This is a genomic window from Bacillus sp. MM2020_4 (genome assembly GCF_011250555.1).
In the GTDB taxonomy this organism is placed as follows: Bacteria; Bacillota; Bacilli; order Bacillales; family Cytobacillaceae; genus Neobacillus.
The window spans coordinates 23,800-46,245 of record NZ_JAANMZ010000026.1 but is presented as its reverse complement, the minus strand read 5'-3'; the positions used below and the strand labels follow the sequence as shown (position 1 = coordinate 46,245).

Genomic DNA, 22,446 nt, shown 5'->3' with positions numbered 1-22,446 from the left:
TTCGTGTTAATCCCTCCGCAAACGACCGCTAGTACGTCAAATACAGATGTGAATGATAAACTGATATTCTAGAATCTAGAAGATAGATTCAAAAAAAATTCCCCCAAACCAGTAATTTGAGGGAACCTTTTATGAACCACTTATTAAACAGGTGCCACTACAACAGATTATTTGAAAGTAACCGTTACGGTATAATCTTGAATTTTATAAAAATCTTGCAGGGCCGTGCGGGCATTATCTTCAGCCGTTTTTAAAAGACCAGACTCTTTAGCTTTCTTTTTTATCTTTTGTTTAGCAAGATCTTCTTGTTCGAACCCTTCCTTCCCATTGGGTTCGCTGCGAAACAGGCCCTCATTTGAAAAGATTTGAATGTTCTTTGAGTCGATAGATGGTTCTTGGACAATGGTGGCATGCGGTAAAGTGATATGAATCGCCTTCGTGTTGGTATCCAAAATGATGTCCTTTTTAGTCAAATTCTTCAAGTCAACACCTGCAGTCACTTCACCAGAAGCGACCAAGAAAAATGTCCTTTTTGTCCCAGGAAAGTAAAATGAGATGTTTTTGCCAAATAATTTACTATCTTCTTTAGATACAATCGTTTCGATATGTGCTTGTACTGTTGCCAATGTAGCTAATTTTTGGACACTCTCTACCACTGTTGCACTTTTTATTGTTTCTCCTTTATGTAAAAAGTCCCCTGCAAATGAAATGACTAGACCAACAATAACCCCTATGACAATCCCTAAAGTCCAAGATTTAGCCAATCGGAATTTTTGAAACAGATGAATAGGTCTAGCCGGTTGCACTGCTAAAGTGGAAGCTGTTTCCTTTTGAGATTGTTTCAGCTGATTCATAATATAATCTAGATCACTTTTGGATAGTTTGTCTTCTTCGTTCATACATTTCCCCCCATCCTCAACCTCATTTAGTAAAATAAGATTTTGTACCCACACGAAATAACATTTTTTCTTGAATCTATTATACTTTAATTCGACATTTTTCGTTGAATTTATATTCATTTCACCAATTATTCACAGGGGGTCCAAAAAAATTCCGTCCACAAACATAATTTAAGATGATAAATCTTTGACTCGATGGATATTGATGATTTTGTAATTGAAATTAGCTCCCCATGTAATTACAAATAAAAAACAAAACACCAGGCACTTCTGCTATTCTTTCCCCTATGGTAAAGCCAAATTTAAGACGAATGCCTTTTTTCACTTACTAGGGCTGGCACCAATGATCTCTAAATCAGATTCTTGGAACCTTCCGGAATGTGATGCATGCCCCCGAAGCGTTAAAGGTTACCTCACCGGGGATCAGGTAATGTATCAGCTTCTTTTTAAGAAAAGGGTATATTTTTTAAATACCATAGTAATAATTGTAGTAGGTTTTTTATTTCTTGTCCTTACTTGCAGTTAATTGTAGTAATCTGATATATTGGAGGTGAGAGGTGATATGTTAATGCCTATTACAAAAATTGAACAAAGAATCTATGAAGAGAAAATTCAATTACTTAATCAAATGGAAGTGGGGGAATGGGCTGCTACTAGTTTTTCGGATAAGCAATTTCGTCTGATATTAATTAAAACAATGTACAACCTTGTTCAAGATTCTATTAAACCAAAGGTGGAATTTTCAGACGAAGTACTTCTTGATGATCAAAAGTTTGCTAAATATGCGCTTGAGGAAATCTTGCTGGATATGATGAAGATAGCCACTGATAAGCACAAAGGAAAAGTATTTAAATTTAGGCCTAATAAACTTTCTAAAGATGTTAAAGGCTTTAGCACCGGTCAACTTGCTAATTATTTTAGTGTCAGCACAACAACCATTAATAATTGGATTAATGAAGGTCGCTTTTTAATTGAAAGCGATGGCCAATTTAATACAATATCTCGCAAAACGACTAATGAAAAATTAAAAATTCATCCAGACACTTGGTTTGATGCTCCATCTGGAGTTCGATATCAAGTAAAAGACGTTGTTACAGCCTTCGAAGAAGATGCAATGGAATGGAACAAGCCAAAACAAAATAGTTTTGTTAGTGAGGAAGAACAAATTTACTCCTATCTAAATCATTTTAAAGATAAGTATATGGGGCAGGATTTCCAAACGGTATTCGGGGAAAAGGATTGGGATAATTTAACGGATGAAGAAGAAACAGATGCATCGATGTGGTCCTTCTTCTTAAAAAGGATAAAACGTGGTAAAGACCCTAGGGATTAAACGGACAAATTTCACACGGTATGAAAGGCTAGACTTTCGAGATATAATTGAAGAAGTGAATAATATTTATGGTGAATCGCGTGGGCCCAACATTACCGTTCAGGCAAAACTAATCAGGTTTAAACTTTTTTTACCCATCCCTCCCCTAAAATGTATAGAACTTATAGACAATACAACTAATGAGATTATTGAATATTACTATGACTGGCAGGATAGTTCAACAACTTTAATGAAATTTCATGCCCATTATCATCCTGATGAAGCACCCCAGGAGGTTAAACAATTTGATCCATTTCATCTACATGTAAAATACGATGAGAATGATAATGAGGCAAAAAAACGTGAACCTGATAACGAGTATAAATGCTTATATAATGTATTAATGTTCATTAAAAGGCATGCATATATTACAAAATACACTACAAAAAGGCCATAAATCATTTATGGTCTTTAAATCATTATTTTGTTAATTACTACCAAGAAACACAAAAGAACAGCCTCTTAATCTCCTACATATTCTTTGCCTGCCTCTACTAAAGTTAGATTGACGACGGCTCATTCTTCGGGAAGTCTTTAAATTGGTTACCAAAGCTCTAAATCATCAAAATCATGATGCAACTGGCTGATAACTTCCTTTCCTTAAAAAGGTGCTGCTCCCACACGCTGGGGGCAGCATCTAAGTTGAGCCGTACTACGAATCTTTCTTCACAATCCCTACTATTTTACTAGAAGGAATGGTCGGGTCATGTTGAACAACCAATGCCTTTCCGAAGCGCTTTAGGTAATGTTCTTCGTGCGATTTTGGCGTAAGGATGATCAACTTTCTATTTAATTCTTGTACATATAAGTCAAACACCTTTAATTTACGGTTTTCATCCAAGGCGCTGTCAAATTCATCCAACACAATGAACCCTGGTTTAAAGGATAGGTTTTGTAATAGGGCCAAAGCAAATAATAATGAACTAAGTGATTCTTCTCCCCCTGATACACCTTTACCAACCCTTCCTCCACGTGCCTTTGTACTGACATCCTCCATTGTCCCCCGGTGACCTTCTTTTCTTGCTTTTATGAACAGCTTGAAGTGTGTTCTTCCTCTTTTATCCTCAGAAGAATCCCAATCAACTTCACCTTCAAATTGAAAGTGACTCATATACGACTGAAATCTTCTTCGAATTTCCGTGACTCGCATATTAATGGTTGTTTCTAGCTTGTCCTTTAATTCCTCTGCCCGCTGTCTATCTTGATCGAGTAAAATATTCGTTCGCTTGTATTCATTATCTAATCGTTCAAACTCGAACTTAACGGCTTCATAGTTTTCAGGTGCTGCCGGGTCAATACCAGGTTCCCTTCTAGCCGCGTCAAACATTATTTTTCCGTTTTCACGCTGATTTTTTAAGTTTGTCACGGATGGTATTACGTCAGGAATAGATTCACTAGCAATATATGAATACACTTGCGGAACTAGTTCTTTTATTTCTGTTATTTCTTTTATATACTCAACAAGCTGCTGGGCTGTTACATCCTTTTCTTCCTGTTTAGCACCCAGTTGATTGGAGACTCTCTTCAACACCGTATTAGAAGACTCGATTTCCTCAACCAGTTGTTCTTCAATCCGCTTCCGCTTTTTCATCTTACTTTCCAGCTTGTTTAGTTCATCTTCAAGCCCTTCTAAAATAGTAACCTGCTCATCATACTGATCCTTTAACGCGGTGAACTGGGATTGGAGTTTTAGTAGGTGGTCATATTTCCCTTTCATTTTCCCAAGTTCTTCGTAAAAGGCTTCTTCTTCCTCTAAGATACCCTGTTTATCTTGTAGTTGTAGCAAATGGACATGGAGACTCGTCCTTTTACCATCTAGTTTTCCTAACAATGTCTGTATATCTACTAATCTTTTGTTCTCCTCTTCTAATCGCTTGTTACGACTCTGACGCTCATAATCCGTTGCCATAAACGCTTCCGCTTCTCTTACATACTGAATAATTCGATTTAATTCTTGTGATTTTTTTGTGTGACTGCCAATGAGTTCATTTAATTGCAACAGCCTGGATTCATTTTTAGCGATGAGCCCCTCCACTTCTTTTCTTCTGGCCAACAATGCTTTCTTACTTAGAAGATATCGCTCTTTTTCCTGTGGTCCACGGATCCCCATCGGATCATGCAAGCTCCCATTCACTATCTTAAATGGACCGTTTTTGAAAAATTGCCCTACCCACCACAGTGCTTTCAGTGCATGTGGAATATCTTCTTCCTTCATACCGTCCGTGATTTTCAGATGTAGTTCAGGTAATGCATCTACAGAACGGTCAGGTACCGTCTCCATTAACGGGACGTGGTAAAGATCATTAGGGGGATCGATATGTTTTCCATGGAAAAAGATCGTATACTTAATCGCATTAAATAATCCTTCGTCTTTTAATTGTGCCTGTTCGTCCAATTCTACCAATTCACGAAGTGGATAGGCTTTGATATTTCGCATACGGAGAAAGGCTAATGAATCACTTTGGCGCTTAGATAGATCTCGATTCTCCAGTAAGGAAGCCTGTTCTATTTTCAACTCGTGAAGTTCATTTGATACCTTCAATTTTTCATTTTTAAAGGCGTTAATGTCTTCATCTAGTTTAGAAATGGTCATCGATACGTCATGACTACTTTTATATTCCGCTAATCTTTTACTATGCTCTCCAAATAATCTTTCGTCTTCTTCCACTTGATGATCTAATTTTGCGATTTCCATCAGTAAATGACTGCGTGACTGGTCAAGCTGTTTATGCTCGCCTTTTACCTCATCTAATTGGTTGCTTGTGTCACCGATTGCTTTGACCAATCGATCTAATTCTTCCTGCACTTCTTTTTCTGTACGGGTAATTTGGTTCTTTCGCTTTGTTAAGTCTTCAAGTTCTTTTTCTAGCAGAGCGATGGACTGCTTTTTCGCCTGAATTTCATCATTTACTGTTTTAAGTAAATCTTCAGCCTTTTCCAGCTTGCCTTCTAACTCTTCTTTTTCAATTAGCAGCTTGTTCATTTGTTCGATTAACTTTTCTTTCTCTTCTTGCTTCAAGGAGATGGCTTCCTTCGCTTCTTCCATATCAGCGGAAAGTTCCACCATGATTCCTTCTAAACTATTCAGCTCTTTTTTCAAAGCTGTTTCTAGTAATAAAAGAGATTCTGTATATTCCCTTGCACCGCGTTGCAGGCGTTCTTGATTACTTGTAAACCGATCTAAATCAGCCTTTTTGATTTGAAGTTCCAATCTTTTGTTATCCACACTAAACTTAGCTGTTTTAAGAGTTTCCGTTGTTTCCTTAAGTTTTTCAATACTTTCTTCCCATTCGCGCTGAGTTTGATCAATTCCATGCATCTCGCTAAAAATCCGAAACCGTTCTTCGGGATTCATGACGGCAAATTGATTCACCTCTTGCTGATACCAAATAAGATAGTAGGCATCGGGATCAATTTTGTATTTGTAAAGTAGATCTTTCTTATAGGCAGAAAAATTAAATTGACGATCCCCTGATGAATATTTAATGGTTTGCTCCCATTGATCCATTTCCTCACCTGTTGAGATGGAGTACTCTTTTTTGATCGGCTGCCCAGGTTCTTGAACCATTCTTAATGTAAATTGAATGAATGTAGCAGCATCTATTTTCATTTTGCCATTATTTTTAAATACTATAGAAATTTGCGCTTTCCAGGTTTGATCAGGTAATAGATTTCGAGATTTCAACCCTTCTACATCTACTTTTGAAGAATAAAGTACCGCCCCCATGCAATACGTGATCGTTGACTTACCTGATCCATTTGGACCGGTGATCATAATATGGTGGTCTATTCCAGATAAATCTATTTGCTCTGGCCGATAATCTCGTATACCTGAAAATGTCATTCTCCAAGGGATCATTCGCCTTCTCCTTTCTGATATAAGTTATATCGTTTAAAGAATTTCAATACTTCTTCTTTGTTCAACTGGTTTGACTGACTGAATTCTGCAGTCCGGCGCAAGAATGAATCAGAAAAAAGATGGACTCCAATAGCCGTAAGTTGAAACGCCCTCTCTGATGAATTCGTTTCGTAATCTTCAATTGCACCGATTTTCTTTAATGGATCTATATTAAGGAGTACTCTTTGGTTTGCTTTTTTCGTTTCGTGCCCAAGTGCCTCTAGTAATTGGTCAAATAGTGTAAATTCATGCTGCAATACCTCTTGCTGGTAAAACATATATAGTAAAATCGCTAGACTTTCCTTTGATAAGGTGTTGCGTGCTGATTTAGCAGGAACCCTCATTAATGCTACAACTTGGTCGCGCTTTTTATCATAAATTAATTGAAAATATCGGCTGATTGCTTGATTAACCCTTGTAATAAAAGAGAAAAGCCGGTTATCATCAGCTGATAAGCCAAGCCGTTTTTCAACCTCTTTACGGGATAAACCAAAATTTCCGGATCGAATCGAAGCCGATGAAGAGAAGAGAATATTCATAAATGTTAACTCCTCTTCATGCGTTAATATCCCTCTAATTGACTGCATGACATTTAATGGATTTACATTCATATCTTCTACTGAATCATTCGGATTTTTCATCTCGTTTGACGATGTCTCTCCGTTTAATAATGTCTGATCCATCTCCATCTCTCATCCACTCCCATTTTTTATCGTAAATCATCCGTTCAATGTTTTGTTCACCAGTTGTTATGGTTACTTTTTTATTACTAACTAACGCTGAAATGGCTGTCAGCGCATTTATGGCATCACTCCACTGATCGGTGGTTGCTTCAATGATCACCTGCTCGAGCGGTGCTTCCTCCTGTTTTTCAAAAAAAGCTTCAATAGCTGTTGTATCAATCATGTTCTTCGTCAGAAGCCAGTTTGATTCGCCCATTAAACTCTCCAGCTCATCCTCTGACAATTCCTCTGATGAATATTCTGTCGCTTCCTCTTCATCAATAATTGGATCAACAGCTGGTTCATATGTCTCTAAATACCTGGTCGCCTCTTCTATTGCATTCGGAGATAAAGGCGCAGCAAACTTAACCGGAATCCATAAGCCATCTAAAGCTTCCTCTTCATATTGATTTTGCTCCATAAAGCTTAACAACTGGTAGGCATTGGGAATATCGGAATCGAGCGGGGGATCAAACATTTTAGAAATGAAGGCTCTGACTTTCTCAGGTTGAATCGTCGAGGTCAACGGTGTTTTTTGCATATTGGTGAACTTAACATACTTATTGATCATTCCTAAACTAAGGTTCGTCCCTTCAGCGAGAACAGCCGTCCCCCTTTGCATTAAATCTGTCAGTACTAAACTGTCTTCCACTGTTTGGAATTGTCTAAATCTCTCCTCTAACTTTACCTCTAATTCATTCATTAATTGATGAATTAGTTCAAGCTGCGGCAGAGCGTTACGATCCGCAAGCATCTCTAACTCGCGTTCTCTTAAAAGGGCAATCGCATTTTCCACATTCCGAATCATGCTTGCAATTTTATTTCCGCCCGAAATTCCATTGTCATCATAAGCTTCACTAATTTCTGCATCACGCCTTGCTTGGAATAATGATCGCCCGATATCATCATTCATATAATAAGCAAGAGAATCGTTGGCAAGGCGGATAAGTGCATCCATCATCCGCTTTCCGACATCCCGCATTTTGATTTTTCTCGTTTGTTTTGAAATCCAATTGTTTTTTACTAATACAGTAATGATTTGTTCAACCCTTTTTTTTGAAGGGGGATCTGTGTCATCGTAACGATTTCGATAGCGATAATAGACGGTTTCTTCATTTTCAATCGGATCATCTAGGCCAAGTGCCTCTTCATTTAAAAGTTGAATGATCCTTAGAAATCTCAAAATCTCTCCTGGCGTTTGAAAGAAGTTTTGCGCTCCTAAATCACTTAGAACTCCTGCTAATGATGAAATATCTTTCATCGACTGCATGATTTCCGGTGCCGATCCTGTTGATTGAAAGATTGAGATTAATCCTGAATCCACTGTTTCCAATGATCTACACCTCCCATCATTTGTTCCTGCTCCATTTTGTTATTTTCTAAAAAGTTCATAAGATATTGTTCAAATTGGTACCAATCACAGATTACTTGCTGTTCTGGCAAAATGAACTTTATCGTAAGATCGTTGTGTTTAAAGACTGTTGCGTGGATTTCCTTTGAGATTTGCAGGCCATCCCAATCGTAGTCACACCATATCAATACTTGTTCAATATCGCTATTGTCCAAAATTTGTACAATGGCATTTTTGTGGGCGGAACGTAAATGCCCATCAACACAAATGATGAGAGAATTGGTTTCTTTCAGGAAATGCTCAGCAGCAGCCATTCGCGTCAGAATCGCGCGATTTTCGACGAGCCAAAGTGTCTTCGCTTTTGTTTGGTACATTTCATTTGCTATCGATAAGTTTGTTAAGGCATGAACTGGTCCCCACTCATAGGCAGCATACTTCCCGCTCAACTGTCCAGCGAAAAAAACTGGCGTAATTTGACCAAGGCTTGTTAAGCCTAACTCAATGGCAGGAACATTGGTCCACTCTTCTAATTGGTCAATAAACTCTGACTTATAAGAATCAAATTCCTTTGACCCTCCAATTTTTCGATAATAAGCTGCACCGATTTCCTTCCAATCAAATTCCTTCTTGTGAAGACATAATTGACTAAAGGCATGGACAAAGTGTAAATACCTTAACCTGCTGCCAAAATGCCACTTATGTGGAAAAAAGTCCGATGAGCTTAATTCATTCTGGTTAAGCTGATTCATTATTTTTGCTATATTTTGTAATCCAAGCTCTTTTTTATATGAAAATTCACCTGGATGAACTACTTGTGTTGATAGAGTTGCTAGAATGTCGTTCTTCAGTTGAAGAAATTCATGACGAGTTTGATCCACCTTTTGTTGAATCTTTACTTGTTCATATTCGTACAATCGAAATCCCATCCGATAATGGGAAGAACGGGCCGTTTTTTCATCCTTTTCAAACCGCACTTCTTTCAAAATCCACCCTTCCTCCAGCCATCTAAAGGTCTGGCGATCCTCATCATTTAGATTCACCTTTTTCCTGGGGGTAAATTTTAAATCATCCAATTTAGGATGGTTTGTCGTTTCTCCTTTTTTATCGTGTTGGATTGAAAATGTTAAAAGCCCAAGAATTCGGTAGGTCCGCTCTGAACGTTTGATAATCTTTGCTTCCAGTAAAAAGTTATCGTAATTAGGTTGACCCCACTCCAGCTCCTCGCCGCTTTTAAGAAGAAAATCTTTAATATAGTTATGAAATGACTCTTCTATCATACCGATACCTCATCTATCTTTTTATACTATTATTTTAACAAACTACTTGGATAAAAGTTGGAGGTATCATTAGGTAATTTTCTTGGAGTACATCTCCTATTAGAAATGATGCCTGTCCTCACTGTGCTAAGGCTTTAACGCGCTGTGGACAGGCGCCAATTTAATGTTTTCATTAAAAAATATTCTGAACAAGAATTTGAACAATGAGGATTGCTGTAACAGTCCAAGATGGTGAGGGAATAGTTACTTGTTGTCGTTTATGGAAAAAGAAATGAAATAGAGGAATTTAAAAAATTACTTTAAAATAACATTAGCAAAAACGTACTCTTACAATTTCTTCTTTCTTTGCTGTTGTTAAACAGTTTAAGATGGAATTTCAGAATTTGTTTCTGATCCCAAGGTAAATTATCGCTTTCTGATGGGGAATTACTCTTACCCAAAAACTGATTGTAGGTATCCAAAGCCTTTTCAATTTGTTGTTTGGAGAATGTAGAATCATCGCCTATTCCACTAACCCCTCCATCGTATTGTTCTGCATCAAGCAAACTGAACAAAATGTGAGCATTGTAATTCCCCATGCTAAAACGTGCGTAAGCAATTTCTTCTCCTTAAGATAAGAGCCTGTCACACCCCGAAAAATGTCGAAATGTTCGACAAACTGCGGGTGGTGACAGGCACTTCTGCTCAACCTTATTTAGTAAAATGAGATTTTGTACCCACACGAAATAACATTTTTTCACAAATCTATTATACTTTAATTCGGCATTTTTCATTGAATTTTTTTTAATTTCACCAATTATTCACAGGGGAGCCCAATAAAATTCCATCCACAAACATCATTTAAGGTTTTTAGGCATTTGTTACGCTTTCCAAAATGGAAATTAGTACATAACCCATATTTGAATGGGTAAACTAATAAAAAATTCCCATAGGTGGATTGGATGAATCAAAAAGTTATTTATGCTGTTCACATTTATATAATACTAATCATGTCAACAGGTTTCATGGTTCATGTTCTAAGTCTTTCTGTTTTATTGTCGATTGCTAAAAGAGATTCTTGGTTAAGTGTTATCTTCAGTGCCATTCCCGTCACGATTTGGATTCTTTTCGTTTTTTATATTTATAAAAAACTAAACAATCAAGATTTGATTTCCTTTATCAAGAATTCCTTTAGCAATTGGGTTTTTGTTATTTTTTCCGCTATGTTTGGTGCCTACTTTTTATTTACTGCCTTTATGACGCTTAAATTTACGGCATTCTGGGCAAAAGACAACTACACACTCGATTTCCCTAATTATGTCGTTGTTTTACTGTTTTCGCTCCTGTGCTATTATGCATCAGCAAAAGGGTTGCGGACGATTGCAACAATGGCCTTTCTAATACTCCCCTTTGTGACATTTTTTGGATTTTTAGTGGGATTGGGAAATACGCCAAATAAAGATTATGAGCAATTATTTCCTTTATTTGAGGATGGTTATACCGGCTTTATTAAAGGTATAGGATATGCCTGTGCAAGTCTATTTGAGGTTTTCTTTATTCTGTTTTTAACCAAAGATCTTACAAATAAGCTAAAGCTAAAATGGCTCATATTGGTTGGCTTAATTCTTGTTGGATTATCCTTTAGCCCTTTAGCAGCGGCAATTGCAGAATTTGGTTCAATAGAATCTGAGAAATTAAGGAATCCGGCATACGAGGAATGGAAATTGCTAACACTAGGCCACCATATCACTCGCCTTGACTTTATTTCTGTTTTCCAATGGCTTTCCGGTGCCTATATAAGAATCAGTTTATCCCTTTTTATAGCCGGAAAAGTTTTTTCTTATAAAAGTGAAAAGTGGTGGGTACTTCCAATTCTTTACATCATTTTAATCGTAGCGGCATGTATTCCTTTAGATTCTACCTCCTTTATTTACTATATGAAGAAGTTTTACTTTCCTATTAGCCTTTTCTTTCAAATTTTCATCATGCTGTTCCTATTCCTATTTACGAAAATAAAAGGTGAGAAGCCATGAGAATGCATCAAGCACCAAGGAAATTCCTTTACATTGACCAAATGAAAAGCTGGTTCGAAGGCTCTACCGATATTGTCATGAAGAAAAGAACGTATAAAGAAAAAGCATCTGCTGTTTCTTTGGAATTTTTGTATTGTTCCAATTTAGTGGATATGAAATATATAAACGAAGTCATTTTTCCCAGCATTCATACAGTCGTGGAAAAGGAAGATGACTTTAATATGGATCAATTAAGAAATCTAATCGAGGTAAGCAATCTTAAAGATGGAAAGAACGTAAAAATGGAAGTAGAACAGAGGTTGTTTTCAGGTGAATTAATCATTTTTAGCTATGAATTAAACGATCTTTTTTTTATCCCTGCATCCGGCATTGCAAAGAGAAGCCCGGAAGAATCAAACTTAGAGCCTTCTGTAAGGGGGGCAAGAGATGGATTGGTTGAGAACATATCGGATAATTTCGCATTAATTCGGCAGAGGTTAAAAACTTCCTCCTTAAAAAGCATAGAATACACGATTGGAGAAAGAAGCAGAACGAAAATACTATTGCTTTATATCGATGACATTCTGAACCCCTCCATTCTCGAAGATGTTAAGAACCGATTAGAATCAATAAAAATTGATATTGTCGTAAGCAGTTACGAAATTGAAGAGCAGCTATATGACAATGTATTTTCTATTTTTCCCCTAATGGACTATATTGGGAGGCCAGACTTTGCGGTCCAATCTTTAAATCAAGGAAGATTCGTGATTCTAGTCGAAGGAAATCCAACTTGCTTAATTGGTCCAACAAATTTTAATCAGGTTCTTTACTCGCCTGAAGACTTAAATGATAGCTTTATTTATATTAGTTTTGTTCGTATCCTAAGGCTGGCTGCAGTGTTAACCACCATTTATTTACCAGGGGTCTATGTTGCGTTAATTACCTATCAACCGGATCAAATTCCTTACTCCCTTTTAGCAACGATATCAGTTTCTCGAATCGGACTCCCTGTACCCGCACCCGTAGAAGCCTTTATTATGTTAATTTTATTTGAATTATTTAAAGAGGCAGGGTTGAGGCTCCCGAAAGCAGTTGGACAAACTGTTGCGGTATTAGGCGGTTTATTTATCGGGGACGCAGCTATTCGGGCAGGATTAACTTCACCATCCATGTTAGTGATTGTCGCCATTACCGTCATCTCAGGATATACACTTATTAATCAAAATATGGCAGGCAATATCGCGCTTCTCCGTTTTATTGTCTTACTTTTTTCAGCATTTCTTGGGGTGTTTGGTTTCTTTGTTTCTTTCTTTCTCATCACTACATTAGTGGTTTCTTTGGAAAGCTTTGGCCAGCCCTATCTTTCCTATTTATCAAAACCCCATAAAATGGATATTATAAAAAACATTGTTAGGCTGCCATACCGTTTTCTAAAGAAGAGGAATCAAGCCTATAGTCCGATTGACAGCGATAGTCAAAAGGAGTAATTTATGAGAAAAAAATTATTACTAATCATAAGTTGCCTGCTTTTAGTCCTTGCTGGCTGTGCAGGAGTTAAAGAAATTCAGAATCAAACATATATTACGACGTTGGGACTGGATTATTCCAAAGGTGAGTTTATCTTGTATACTCAGGCATTAAATTTTTCCAATATTGCTAAACAAGAGGGTGGTTCCGGACTGCAGCAATCCGCGCCTATTTTAATCGGGCAATCAAAGGGAAAAAGTATCCAGTCTGCATTAAGTAAATTAGAGCAAAATGCAGCCTTGCCGCTTTATTATGGCCATGTGAATACCATACTCTTAAGTAAAACTGTGTTGGAGAAAGAATTGCCATCAGTCATCGATTTTATAGGGCATAATCCCTCCCTCAGATACAACTGCTGGCTTTATGGGACAGACGCAGATATAAAAGAAATTTTACGAGGGGAGGGATTCTTTAATTATCCATCATTATATACACTCCTGCATCGTCCAGAACCATTAATTAGAGAAAACTTTTTCATACCTATTGGAAAATACAATCGGTTCATCTCTAGATATTATCAAGCGGTAGGCTCCAGTATCATCCCCTCCATTGAAATTAAGGAAGGGAAATTCCTAAAAAATAAACGACCGCTGAATATTGTTACTCTTACTGGCGGATATGCTATTTCACAGCAAAAATACAAAGGCTGGGTGAGTAAACAAGACCTTGTTGGGTTAAAGTGGTTTTCAAAACATGCTACTAACATCCCACTCTCATTATTTAAGGAACGTGCGAGTGTAATAATTAAGAATCCTAAAGGGTCCATTACAGTGCTAAATGGGAAAAATCCTTCCTATCAATTAAACGTAAAAACCCACGCGCTAATCGTTTATAATGCAGATAATATTAGTGTTAAAAAAATCGAAAAAGAATTATCACAACAAATAAAAAATCAAATTGTCAAGACTTTGAATAAAAGTGATGAATTGAAGGTTGACCTTCTAAATATAAGTGAAAAACCATATCGCTATCAAAATAAAACGTGGGATAAAAATACAATCAACCATTTTAAGAAAGAATTAGTAAAGGACATAAACGTAAAGATAATCATTGATGAAACGATAAATTATAAACGATAACACTTGTTTAAATATAAAAATTCGTTTAAAAACGTAACGATATCTTTGTTACATAGTAATAATTAATATTTGGACTCTAAAGGCGTTCTACTTAAATAGAACGCCCCAGACTGTCGACAAATCCGAAGGATTTCGGGTTTTAAATCGACAGTCTTTTTTGTTTGGCTACATTAAACTAGTCTGTTGATTTCTGTTCCAGGCGGCTTCGCTTTCCGCGGGCGGTTCGGGGAGCCTCCTCAGCGCTTTCAGTGCCAGCACTGGGGGTCAGGCACCAGTATCAAGAAGCACGTTAGAATTCCTTTTATTATCTCCTCACTAACTTATTAACAACAAAAATATTATAAAAAGGAATAAAAATTTATTGATTATCAATAAATTTCATGTTACTATCTAATAAACAATATGTAAGTGGGGTGCTTTCCATGAAACCTGAAACACTATTTTTAAAATTAGCTGTTGTTCTTATGGGCTTTCCAGTTCTTGCTTTATGCATCTTTTTGGTACCTGAGTTAGGTACTATTGCAACAAAATTGCTTCCAGAGTTTCCCTTGATCAAATCCCTCGTTTCTATCGTTTTTGATGCATCGGCGATTCCTTATTACTTTGCCTTGTATCAGGCTTTTAAACTTTTACGCTATATTGACAAAAATAAAGCTTTCTCGCAACTATCTGTAAATTCTTTGAGAAATATAAAATTTTGTGCCATCACAATCAGTACCTTGCACGTGCTAGTCTTGCCACTCTTCTATCTCTTTGCGGAGAAAGACGATGCCCCAGGGGTTATCCTTGTCGGATTGGTTGTTCCTTTTGCTTCAATTGTGATTGCAGTCTTTGCTGCTGTTCTTCAAAAGCTATTAAAAAATGCCATTAATATAAAATCAGAAAATGATTTAACGATATGAGGTGAACCCAATGGCGATTATTATCAACATTGATGTGATGTTGGCTAAAAGGAAAATGAGCGTAACGGAACTCTCGGAGAAGGTTGGTATCACGATGGCGAATCTGTCTATATTGAAAAACGGAAAGGCAAAAGCGATTCGATTATCAACTCTAGAGGCGATTTGTAAATCATTAGACTGTCAGCCTGGAGATATTTTAGAATACAAAAGTGACTGATGGCAGTTACGGGTAATAACCATTGTTGAGGAATGTAGGATGTATGATGACAAATATTAAAGGAGGTATAATCGTGGACAATAATAATTTTATTATTGAAAATATAGCTAAACCCCATGAGCTGGAGAGAATGTTTAGATATGACCCCAAAGCCTTTAAAAAGTTATTCTCACACGCATGGGAACAAAATCCTGATTCTCAGGTTCTTGCTGTTTGGTATGAAAGATTGAATTTCAAGGAGACTGCTCAATCAGAAAAAGCCACCTTGCTGCAAAAAGGATTCTTATTTATGGGCATTTTAGCCATTCTGGCCGGAATAAGCGCAAGGATCATATTCCATTTTGTCGAACAGCAAGCAATTGCCCCCATTAACCTGGCCTTCGGGATTCTTCCCTTTATTGGAGCCTATTTTATATATAAAAATAAACCCCAAAAAAAGGTTCTTTACACACTTGCACTGTTGTTCTTCATCTCCGGGTTGTATCTTAATATGCTCCCATTAAGTAATAAAGACAGTATTATTCTTGTTTACCTACACCTTCCCATATTCTTATGGGGATTGATGGGGCTTGCGTTTACGGGAAATGAATATTCAAACAGCAGAACAAGATTAGCTTATCTAAAATTTAATTTGGAATTCTGTATACTCTACGCCAGCATGGCCATTAGCGGAATGCTGTTAGCAGCATTAACAATGCGATTATTTAGTTTTATTGATTTGGATATAGAAGACTTTTATTTTAGAAATGTAGTGTTATTTGGTGCTGCCGCTCTCGCAATTGTGACTACCTACCTGGTGTCTATGAATCTTAAACTTGCTAAGAATATTACACCATATATAGCTAAAATTTTTAGTCCGCTTGTCCTGATCACATTGGTAGTCTATCTTATAACGGTTGTTTCAGTCGGAAAAAATCCATTCTTGGACAGAAATTTCCTGATAGCCTTTAATGGCATACTCCTTGGTGTCTTAGCCGTTACCATATTCTCGATTACCGAAAGCGGCACTGACGAGAAAAAGAACATTTCCGATTATATAAATTTCGCCCTAATTGTTCTTGCTCTTATCATTGACAGTGTGGCATTGTCAGCCATAGTGTTCAGACTTTCTTCTTACGGGATTACACCAAACAGACTTGCTGTTTTAGGTGTAAACATTCTTATCTGGGGAAATCTTATTTGGATTATGGTCTCCTATATGCGTTTTCTACAAAACAAGACCGGACCTTCCCCCATCCAAAATGCGGTTGCGAAGTATTTGCCAGTCTACGGACTTTGGGCAGCTTTTGTTACATTTACTTTTCCTTTCATTTTTAATTAGAAAGCTATATTCATGTAACGGATGTGGATCTTCCATATAAAGTCCAAGAATGAACAAGTCTTATTCATAACTTGTTCATTCTTGGTTTTTTATGTTTCTAAAAAAACTAATTGACTAATAAAACGGTTCACCGTACCTCATTTAAATGAGAACTTTTTACACCTACGGGGTCGCTCCCTATCATTCATTCAAAAAACTGCTGATTTTTCTTTAATTCTCTTTTCCGCCGAATTATTTTTATAATTGGAACTGCTATGAGGAATGCAGCCGCTATGTTTAAAACACCAATAGCCTGGTTAATAAACACCGTCTTTGATTGATTAAAAAAACTTACATTTGAAATACCCAGCCATGCATTTACGAAAAAGAGTAAGAGAAAGATATTCAACATGCGCTGATAATAGGCTATTTTTGATTTTGAGTCTGTATATATTTCAAACGGTCCTTCTGTAGCTGCTTTTTTCATGTACACCCAACCGCCAAATTCATTAATAACGGTAATACCACTATCTTTAAGGAAATCCAAGTAATCCTTCTTTTCATTAGTAGACATTCCACTAAGAAATTCATTGCGGTAAATACATGCACCCGGTTCTCCTTTTGTAAAAGTGAACCGGCCCAAAGAAAACTTATTTAGGTGCCATCCCTGCAAGGCCATTTCATTAATCCACTTTTCTTCCTTTTCATAATCTAAATAAAAGCGATACATGACTTTCTTCACAGTCGGCTCTCCCCTTTCGTAATTAGCAACCCGTTATGATACAACTCATACATTCGCTTCATTTCATTTTCAACCATTATCTTCCCGGCATCCGTTATCACATATTCTTTTTTTCGTCCATCCTCATCTAAAGGAATAATCCATTTTCGCTTCACTAATGTTTTGATCGCTCCATAAATAGTCCCAGGTCCCAACTCAACACGACCCTTACTCAGTTCGGAAACAAATTGCATAATTCCATATCCATGTCTTGGCTCATACAGAGATAAAAGAATGTAATAAACCCCTTCTGTCAAAAGCACTTTCTCTTCCATTATTGCACCACCTATCGTCACCCGATATATCGCCTGTTGATATATAATATATCAACAGACGATATATCTGTCAATGATATAAATCGCAAAAAAAGCCATCATAAAAAGCATTATCCCGCTTGGAATAATGCTCACAGCTGAGGCAGGCTCAATAATTACATTCTTATACAGTTTCCCTACAAATGGTCTTTACAATTTTTATTCAAAGATAATTAGGATAATTTTTGATTATATGATACACTTTATTTACCATTTAATTTACTTGTTCGCTTGTGCCCTACTCATTCGTGAGTGGGGCTCCTGTTTTTTCAACAAGAAAAAAACAGACTCTATGAAGAGCCTGCTTTTTTTTGTGCTTAATATTAAGCTTTACGTACGTTAGCTGCTTGAGCTCCACGTTGACCTTGCTCAACGTCAAAAGTAACTGTTTGACCTTCGTCTAAAGATTTGAAACCTTCGCCTTGGATTGCTGAGAAATGAACGAATACGTCTTCTCCGCCTTCACGCTCGATGAATCCGAATCCTTTTTCTGCGTTAAACCATTTTACTTTACCTTGTTCCATTTTGTTTCCTCCTGCTGTGTGCATTGCACACAATGTGTTACTATCCTTGCACTCAGTGATCATCAAGACGAAAAGTTAATCTTATACTATCCTTTACACCGAACAAAAATAATTCTTCTAAAGTTTAACAGTTTATTAAAGTATTTGCAAGAAAACATAAACACAACCATTTTTACCACACTCAAATTTCACTCTGTTATAAATTCTCATGTGGGCTATTCAAATAAAACCTCCATTAGTTGAAGTACAAAACTTCATCATAACTTCCATTTTAAGCTTTGCAGAATAATGTTATAATCAAATGTGGGCTAAAAACCCTTATTACCTTCCTTTAAAGGAGTGCTAAACATGATTATTAAATTCATTCGCTTACGTTAATTTGGGGTACAGTTCATTTATCCTCATTCATTTTATAATAAAGTGGGTAGGTTTATTTGGTTGTACCTTATTCAAATTTACCAAATTCGAATGAAATGAGGAGCTAATCATGAGTGAAAATCTAGTTAAAATTAACGGAATTGATATATGTACAGAGAGTTTTGGTAATTCAGCCAATCCAGCTGTTTTACTGATTATGGGTGCCATGTGTTCGATGGTTTATTGGGATGACGAATTTTGTCAGCAATTAGCAAATAGAGGTCATTTTGTCATTCGATATGATAATCGAGATGTTGGCCGTTCTACAACCTATGATCCAGGGACTTCCAATTATACTGTAGTAGATATGGCTAATGACGCTGTTGGAGTTCTTGATGCCTACCAAATTGAACAAGCTCACTTTGTTGGAATGTCCTTAGGTGGTATGATTGCTCAGGTTGTAGCAGTAAGTTATCCGCGACGAGTTCTAACGATGACTTTGATGTCATCAAGTTTATTTGGGTCAGATAATAACAACAGAAATTTACCGCCAATGGATGAGAAAATCCTCGCTTATCATGCAAATGCGGGTACACTTGATTGGTCCGATAAGAAAGCAGTTGCCAATTACTTAGTTGCTGGCTCAAAAATTCTCTGCGGCTCAAGTCATACATTTGATGAAAAGAGAGCGTTTCGGCAGGTTACTATGGAAATCAACCGAGCTAACAATCTACTAAGCATGTTTAATCATTCCCTTCTTAAAGGTGATGACTTCTATGAAGACAAGATAAAGGAAATTAATATTCCATCCTTAGTGATTCATGGGACAGAAGACACCATTCTGCCATTTGAGCATGCGCTTGCTCTAGTGGATGAAATTCCTAACAGCTTGTTGGTCTCCCTCAAAGGGACAGGTCATGAAACTCATTCTGACGATTGGAAAACAATCATCAATGCTATTTCAAACCATGTATCCAACAATTAATATATAATGTAAAATCCAAGAAGGGTTACAAATTCGGTTGTTCCGATTGTAACCCTTCTTATTTTGAAAAAATATGTTGGAAATTTGTTAAGGAACTTTATCACCTGCAATATAAAAATGCTTATTTAAAATTTTTCTCAAAAATCTCCCTACTCTTTACAGAGAATATCTTATCAATAAATACAATTTATAAAAAATGACGTAAAGGAGTTCGGTTGATTTTAATCGTTATGTACTGACAGTTTTCATAATCTTCGATTTTGACTTTTTAGACCTATACCATTGCGAGCAAAAAATAAATATAAAAAAGATATCAATAACATCTCCCCCATAATACATTAGCATGGCTCCCATTTCTGCTTGCTTTTCAGGAACATCTAATGGCGGATTAACGTATATGTATTTTGATAATATTCCGTGACTTGCTAAAGCAATTACTAAGACAATCGCGCGGTACATAAATGGAGTTCTATGTGGTGTTGGGTCAATGGAAATCATTGATACTGTAAAGAGGTAGCCTGCAATGAAAACGTGCAGGTGGATGAACAAATAAAGAATAATGTTCTGATGCATCAAAGAATATAAATGCGTAGTATAAAGTATCCATAAACCTCCCATGTTAATCGCTGAAGCAACAAAGGGTTCACTAAGAAAGCGAACAGGAAAACTCTTAAGAACCACTGAAAAGTGCCGTCCAATCCTCACATTGACTGTACGGAGAAAAAGGGTCATTGGTGCAGAAAGGACCAGTAGAAGTGGAGCAAGCATCCCAAGAAGGACATGCACTAACATATGGGCTGTAAAATCAGTATGAGCGTGTTTGGCTATAGGGCCAATCACAGCTGCTGCCATACAGAGAACACCGAGAATCCAAAAAATAGTTCGATATACCGACCAGCGTTTGAAACGTCGGCTAGATGAGAAAGTAGCAAAAAAGTAAACAAGCAATAACAGTGCAAACCATACAAAAAGGTAATGTTCATAGGGGTTTTTTATCATGGTATGAATGTGCTCATTGTGCATTAGTAGCTACCTTTATCTGTTTTAGTTCCTTTTGTGTTCTAATAATTAGTATAATGCCCATTATGACCATAACAGTGGCGATTATATTCCAGGTTATGTCATACATAAGCACATTATCCACATAACGAATCTGATGGATCCTCATAAGTTTGTGCTGGATTGTGCCATCATATAACTGGAATCCCCCGCCCCCAAGAAACATTCCACCTATCCACCTTTTTGACCAAAATCCCTTTCTGCGTCTTAGATCTGCTAGAAGGAATAATCCCCCGATGGTTGCAAACCAACTAAAGGCATGAAACAGACCATCTGAGACTAAACCAATATTCACTGTACTCTTGTCATAAAAATGGTGCCAATGTAAAATTTGATGAAAAACCGTTTCGTCCAAAAAAGCAACAACCCCTAGCCCGAACAAAAAACCTGACCATACATTTCGGGCTAAGAATGTAGAACGAAATGAATTATCCGAATGAGTGATTTTATCGGCCATTATTTTTTCCGCCATTCTTCTCTTTTAATCAATCCGTTTAATATATCTTCCATAAAACTTTATCCCAAAAAAACAAACTATATACCACTTCTGTTGTTCGAGATTTTCAGGTTTACATGCACTCTTCAAACTATATAAGAGATAATTCAATTGATAAAAAAATCCTTCCTGTTAAACACAGAAGGACTTTACCTACGATTTACAATTGATTCCTTTTCCTAATTAATTCATCTCTATCAGATGCCATTGGAGGCTGTTCCAACCATCCGTTCTTTATCATGATATTAGCTCCATCTTCAGAATACATTTGGACTTCTAAGGATAGTCTGTTATACATTGCACTAATATCACCTCTAGGACTTTGACTAACAGCTGTACCATAATAGCCAACACTTAGAGCAATCAACCCACTTGTGAAGAACATCATCAGTTTATCAGAAAAGGTATGGGATGTACTATTTGTTATTTCTGAATCCCATCCCATAGGTGCTGGAAGTTTACTTTCCTCAAGCTTACCTCTAAATAATCTAATATGTTTATTCCCAACTTCTAAACCCTTTAAAAAGAATTGTTTTACATCCTTATCCTTTGCAACCTGACTGAATCCCGTAAGTGTAGCTACACCCAAAGCATTTCTTTGCATATTCGCAAATAAATTATCGACTTCTGCAGCAACTAAGGGCCTCTTTTCTCCAAACACATCTAACATAAACCATTGTTTTTTTACAAATTCAACCTTCTCTAAATTTGGCAGCCCTGGAGATCTGATAAACAATCCTTTAGACAATAATAAATCCGTTGACTTATCATATAATTGCATGGTTTCTGTAAGACAATCCATGTAATAGGCTTTAATATTACTTCTTACAGATGTTCCAACACTACCAGCATACGTTGTAAGCCCAACCTTAGACATTTGGTTTATAAAATTTAGTACAAAACTGTCGGAATAAAGTCTAGGAGCAGATAAATCCACATCCTCTTTAATAGTAAAACCATGCGGAACTACATTTTCTTCCTCTGTCAGAATGGCAGTAATCTTTTGAATATGTGACTTTGATAATTCTAAAGAGAATTCAATTATAGGCTTAATTTCACTATCCTCAACTTTTTCTAGAAAAAATGTCAGGACACATATGCTAGAACTATCATTTAGGTACTGAAGCCAAAGTTGACCAATTTCACCCGCTGTTAGCCTAATCTGTTTTTCCTTTTCTTCCATGAGTAGCCTCCAAAAAAAGTTATCCTAAAAAATACCTTCCCCAGAAATCACCTATAGTATGTATGAGGTTCCCTAATACCCCACCACGTAATATTAAATCTTGTAAATGAGTTTATGAAACATTCTTTGCAGTTGATTATTTCTCCTTCTTAAACGTTTTTTTATAATGCCTCATTTCTTGGTATAATAGATAAATGTTATTGATAACTTTT

The 22,446-nt window shown here is 36.7% G+C and carries 19 protein-coding genes; 8 read left to right on the top strand and 11 right to left on the bottom strand.

Annotated features, from left to right (window positions below):
- Positions 1 to 167: 167 nt before the first annotated feature.
- Entirely contained in the window at positions 168 to 899 is a 732-nt protein-coding gene (locus G6554_RS16030; RefSeq protein WP_166243642.1) for a DUF4230 domain-containing protein, read from the bottom strand.
- A 568-nt stretch (positions 900 to 1,467) separates the two neighbouring features.
- Between G6554_RS16030 and G6554_RS16025 the strand changes: the two genes are divergently transcribed.
- The gene (locus G6554_RS16025; protein WP_166243640.1) at positions 1,468 to 2,232 is read left to right on the top strand and encodes a hypothetical protein; all 765 of its coding nucleotides are present in this window, start codon (positions 1,468 to 1,470) and stop codon (positions 2,230 to 2,232) included.
- A gap of 691 nt (positions 2,233 to 2,923) precedes the next feature.
- On the opposite strand, the gene G6554_RS16020 is transcribed toward G6554_RS16025, so the two are convergent.
- From G6554_RS16020 to G6554_RS16005, 4 genes are read right to left on the bottom strand one after another with little or no spacing between them, the layout of a single operon-like run.
- Positions 2,924 to 6,130, bottom strand: a complete 3,207-nt coding sequence (locus G6554_RS16020) for a coiled-coil domain-containing protein (RefSeq protein WP_166243638.1) — start codon at positions 6,128 to 6,130, stop codon at positions 2,924 to 2,926.
- A complete protein-coding gene (locus G6554_RS16015; RefSeq protein WP_166243685.1) occupies positions 6,127 to 6,810 on the bottom strand; it encodes a hypothetical protein in 684 nt (227 codons plus the stop codon). Before G6554_RS16015 ends, G6554_RS16020 begins: the two co-directional genes overlap by 4 nt.
- Positions 6,794 to 8,224, bottom strand: a complete 1,431-nt coding sequence (locus tag G6554_RS16010) for a hypothetical protein (RefSeq protein ID WP_242637757.1) — start codon at positions 8,222 to 8,224, stop codon at positions 6,794 to 6,796. The genes G6554_RS16015 and G6554_RS16010 overlap by 17 nt, the downstream gene beginning before the upstream one ends.
- On the bottom strand, positions 8,200 to 9,519 hold the full coding sequence (locus tag G6554_RS16005; RefSeq protein WP_166243636.1) for a DUF2399 domain-containing protein: 1,320 nt from the start codon (positions 9,517 to 9,519) through the stop codon (positions 8,200 to 8,202). Before G6554_RS16005 ends, G6554_RS16010 begins: the two co-directional genes overlap by 25 nt.
- A 941-nt stretch (positions 9,520 to 10,460) precedes the next feature.
- Here G6554_RS16005 and G6554_RS16000 point away from each other — a divergent pair.
- The 6 genes from G6554_RS16000 (at position 10,461) to G6554_RS15975 (ending at position 16,556) form a co-directional block, all read left to right on the top strand.
- A complete protein-coding gene (locus tag G6554_RS16000) occupies positions 10,461 to 11,531 on the top strand; it encodes a GerAB/ArcD/ProY family transporter (RefSeq protein ID WP_166243634.1) in 1,071 nt (356 codons plus the stop codon).
- Complete coding sequence (locus tag G6554_RS15995) at positions 11,528 to 12,997, top strand: spore germination protein (RefSeq protein WP_166243632.1); 1,470 nt, start codon at positions 11,528 to 11,530, stop codon at positions 12,995 to 12,997. The genes G6554_RS16000 and G6554_RS15995 overlap by 4 nt, the downstream gene beginning before the upstream one ends.
- Positions 12,998 to 13,000: 3 nt before the next feature.
- The gene (locus tag G6554_RS15990) at positions 13,001 to 14,116 is read left to right on the top strand and encodes a Ger(x)C family spore germination protein (protein WP_166243630.1); all 1,116 of its coding nucleotides are present in this window, start codon (positions 13,001 to 13,003) and stop codon (positions 14,114 to 14,116) included.
- 422 nt (positions 14,117 to 14,538) lie between these two features.
- Positions 14,539 to 15,018, top strand: a complete 480-nt coding sequence (locus G6554_RS15985) for a DUF2975 domain-containing protein (RefSeq protein ID WP_166243628.1) — start codon at positions 14,539 to 14,541, stop codon at positions 15,016 to 15,018.
- Between the two features lie 10 nt (positions 15,019 to 15,028).
- Positions 15,029 to 15,235 carry a helix-turn-helix domain-containing protein gene (locus G6554_RS15980; protein WP_166243626.1) on the top strand — a complete coding sequence of 69 codons (207 nt, stop codon included), beginning with the start codon at positions 15,029 to 15,031 and terminating at the stop codon, positions 15,233 to 15,235.
- 73 nt (positions 15,236 to 15,308) lie between these two features.
- Positions 15,309 to 16,556: a DUF4153 domain-containing protein gene (locus G6554_RS15975; RefSeq protein WP_166243624.1), complete on the top strand. Its 1,248-nt coding sequence runs from the start codon at positions 15,309 to 15,311 to the stop codon at positions 16,554 to 16,556.
- A gap of 184 nt (positions 16,557 to 16,740) precedes the next feature.
- Here the strand turns inward: G6554_RS15975 and G6554_RS15970 are convergent, their stop codons facing one another.
- From G6554_RS15970 to G6554_RS15960, 3 genes are all read right to left on the bottom strand, one after another.
- Positions 16,741 to 17,277, bottom strand: coding sequence for a DUF2812 domain-containing protein (locus tag G6554_RS15970; protein WP_166243622.1), 537 nt, complete (start codon positions 17,275 to 17,277; stop codon positions 16,741 to 16,743).
- Positions 17,274 to 17,591: a PadR family transcriptional regulator gene (locus G6554_RS15965; RefSeq protein ID WP_166243620.1), complete on the bottom strand. Its 318-nt coding sequence runs from the start codon at positions 17,589 to 17,591 to the stop codon at positions 17,274 to 17,276. Before G6554_RS15965 ends, G6554_RS15970 begins: the two co-directional genes overlap by 4 nt.
- A gap of 362 nt (positions 17,592 to 17,953) precedes the next feature.
- Positions 17,954 to 18,154, bottom strand: coding sequence for a cold-shock protein (locus tag G6554_RS15960; protein WP_042463323.1), 201 nt, complete (start codon positions 18,152 to 18,154; stop codon positions 17,954 to 17,956).
- Between the two features lie 487 nt (positions 18,155 to 18,641).
- Between G6554_RS15960 and mle the strand changes: the two genes are divergently transcribed.
- Positions 18,642 to 19,496: an alpha/beta fold macrolide esterase gene (gene mle, locus G6554_RS15955; RefSeq protein ID WP_166243618.1), complete on the top strand. Its 855-nt coding sequence runs from the start codon at positions 18,642 to 18,644 to the stop codon at positions 19,494 to 19,496.
- A gap of 228 nt (positions 19,497 to 19,724) precedes the next feature.
- Here the strand turns inward: mle and G6554_RS15950 are convergent, their stop codons facing one another.
- The 3 genes from G6554_RS15950 to G6554_RS15940 form a co-directional block, all read right to left on the bottom strand.
- Positions 19,725 to 20,519, bottom strand: a complete 795-nt coding sequence (locus G6554_RS15950) for a cytochrome c oxidase assembly protein (protein WP_166243616.1) — start codon at positions 20,517 to 20,519, stop codon at positions 19,725 to 19,727.
- On the bottom strand, positions 20,509 to 21,012 hold the full coding sequence (locus G6554_RS15945; protein WP_166243614.1) for a DUF2243 domain-containing protein: 504 nt from the start codon (positions 21,010 to 21,012) through the stop codon (positions 20,509 to 20,511). The genes G6554_RS15950 and G6554_RS15945 overlap by 11 nt, the downstream gene beginning before the upstream one ends.
- A 199-nt stretch (positions 21,013 to 21,211) precedes the next feature.
- Positions 21,212 to 22,234: a DUF3231 family protein gene (locus tag G6554_RS15940; RefSeq protein ID WP_166243612.1), complete on the bottom strand. Its 1,023-nt coding sequence runs from the start codon at positions 22,232 to 22,234 to the stop codon at positions 21,212 to 21,214.
- Positions 22,235 to 22,446: the final 212 nt, after the last annotated feature.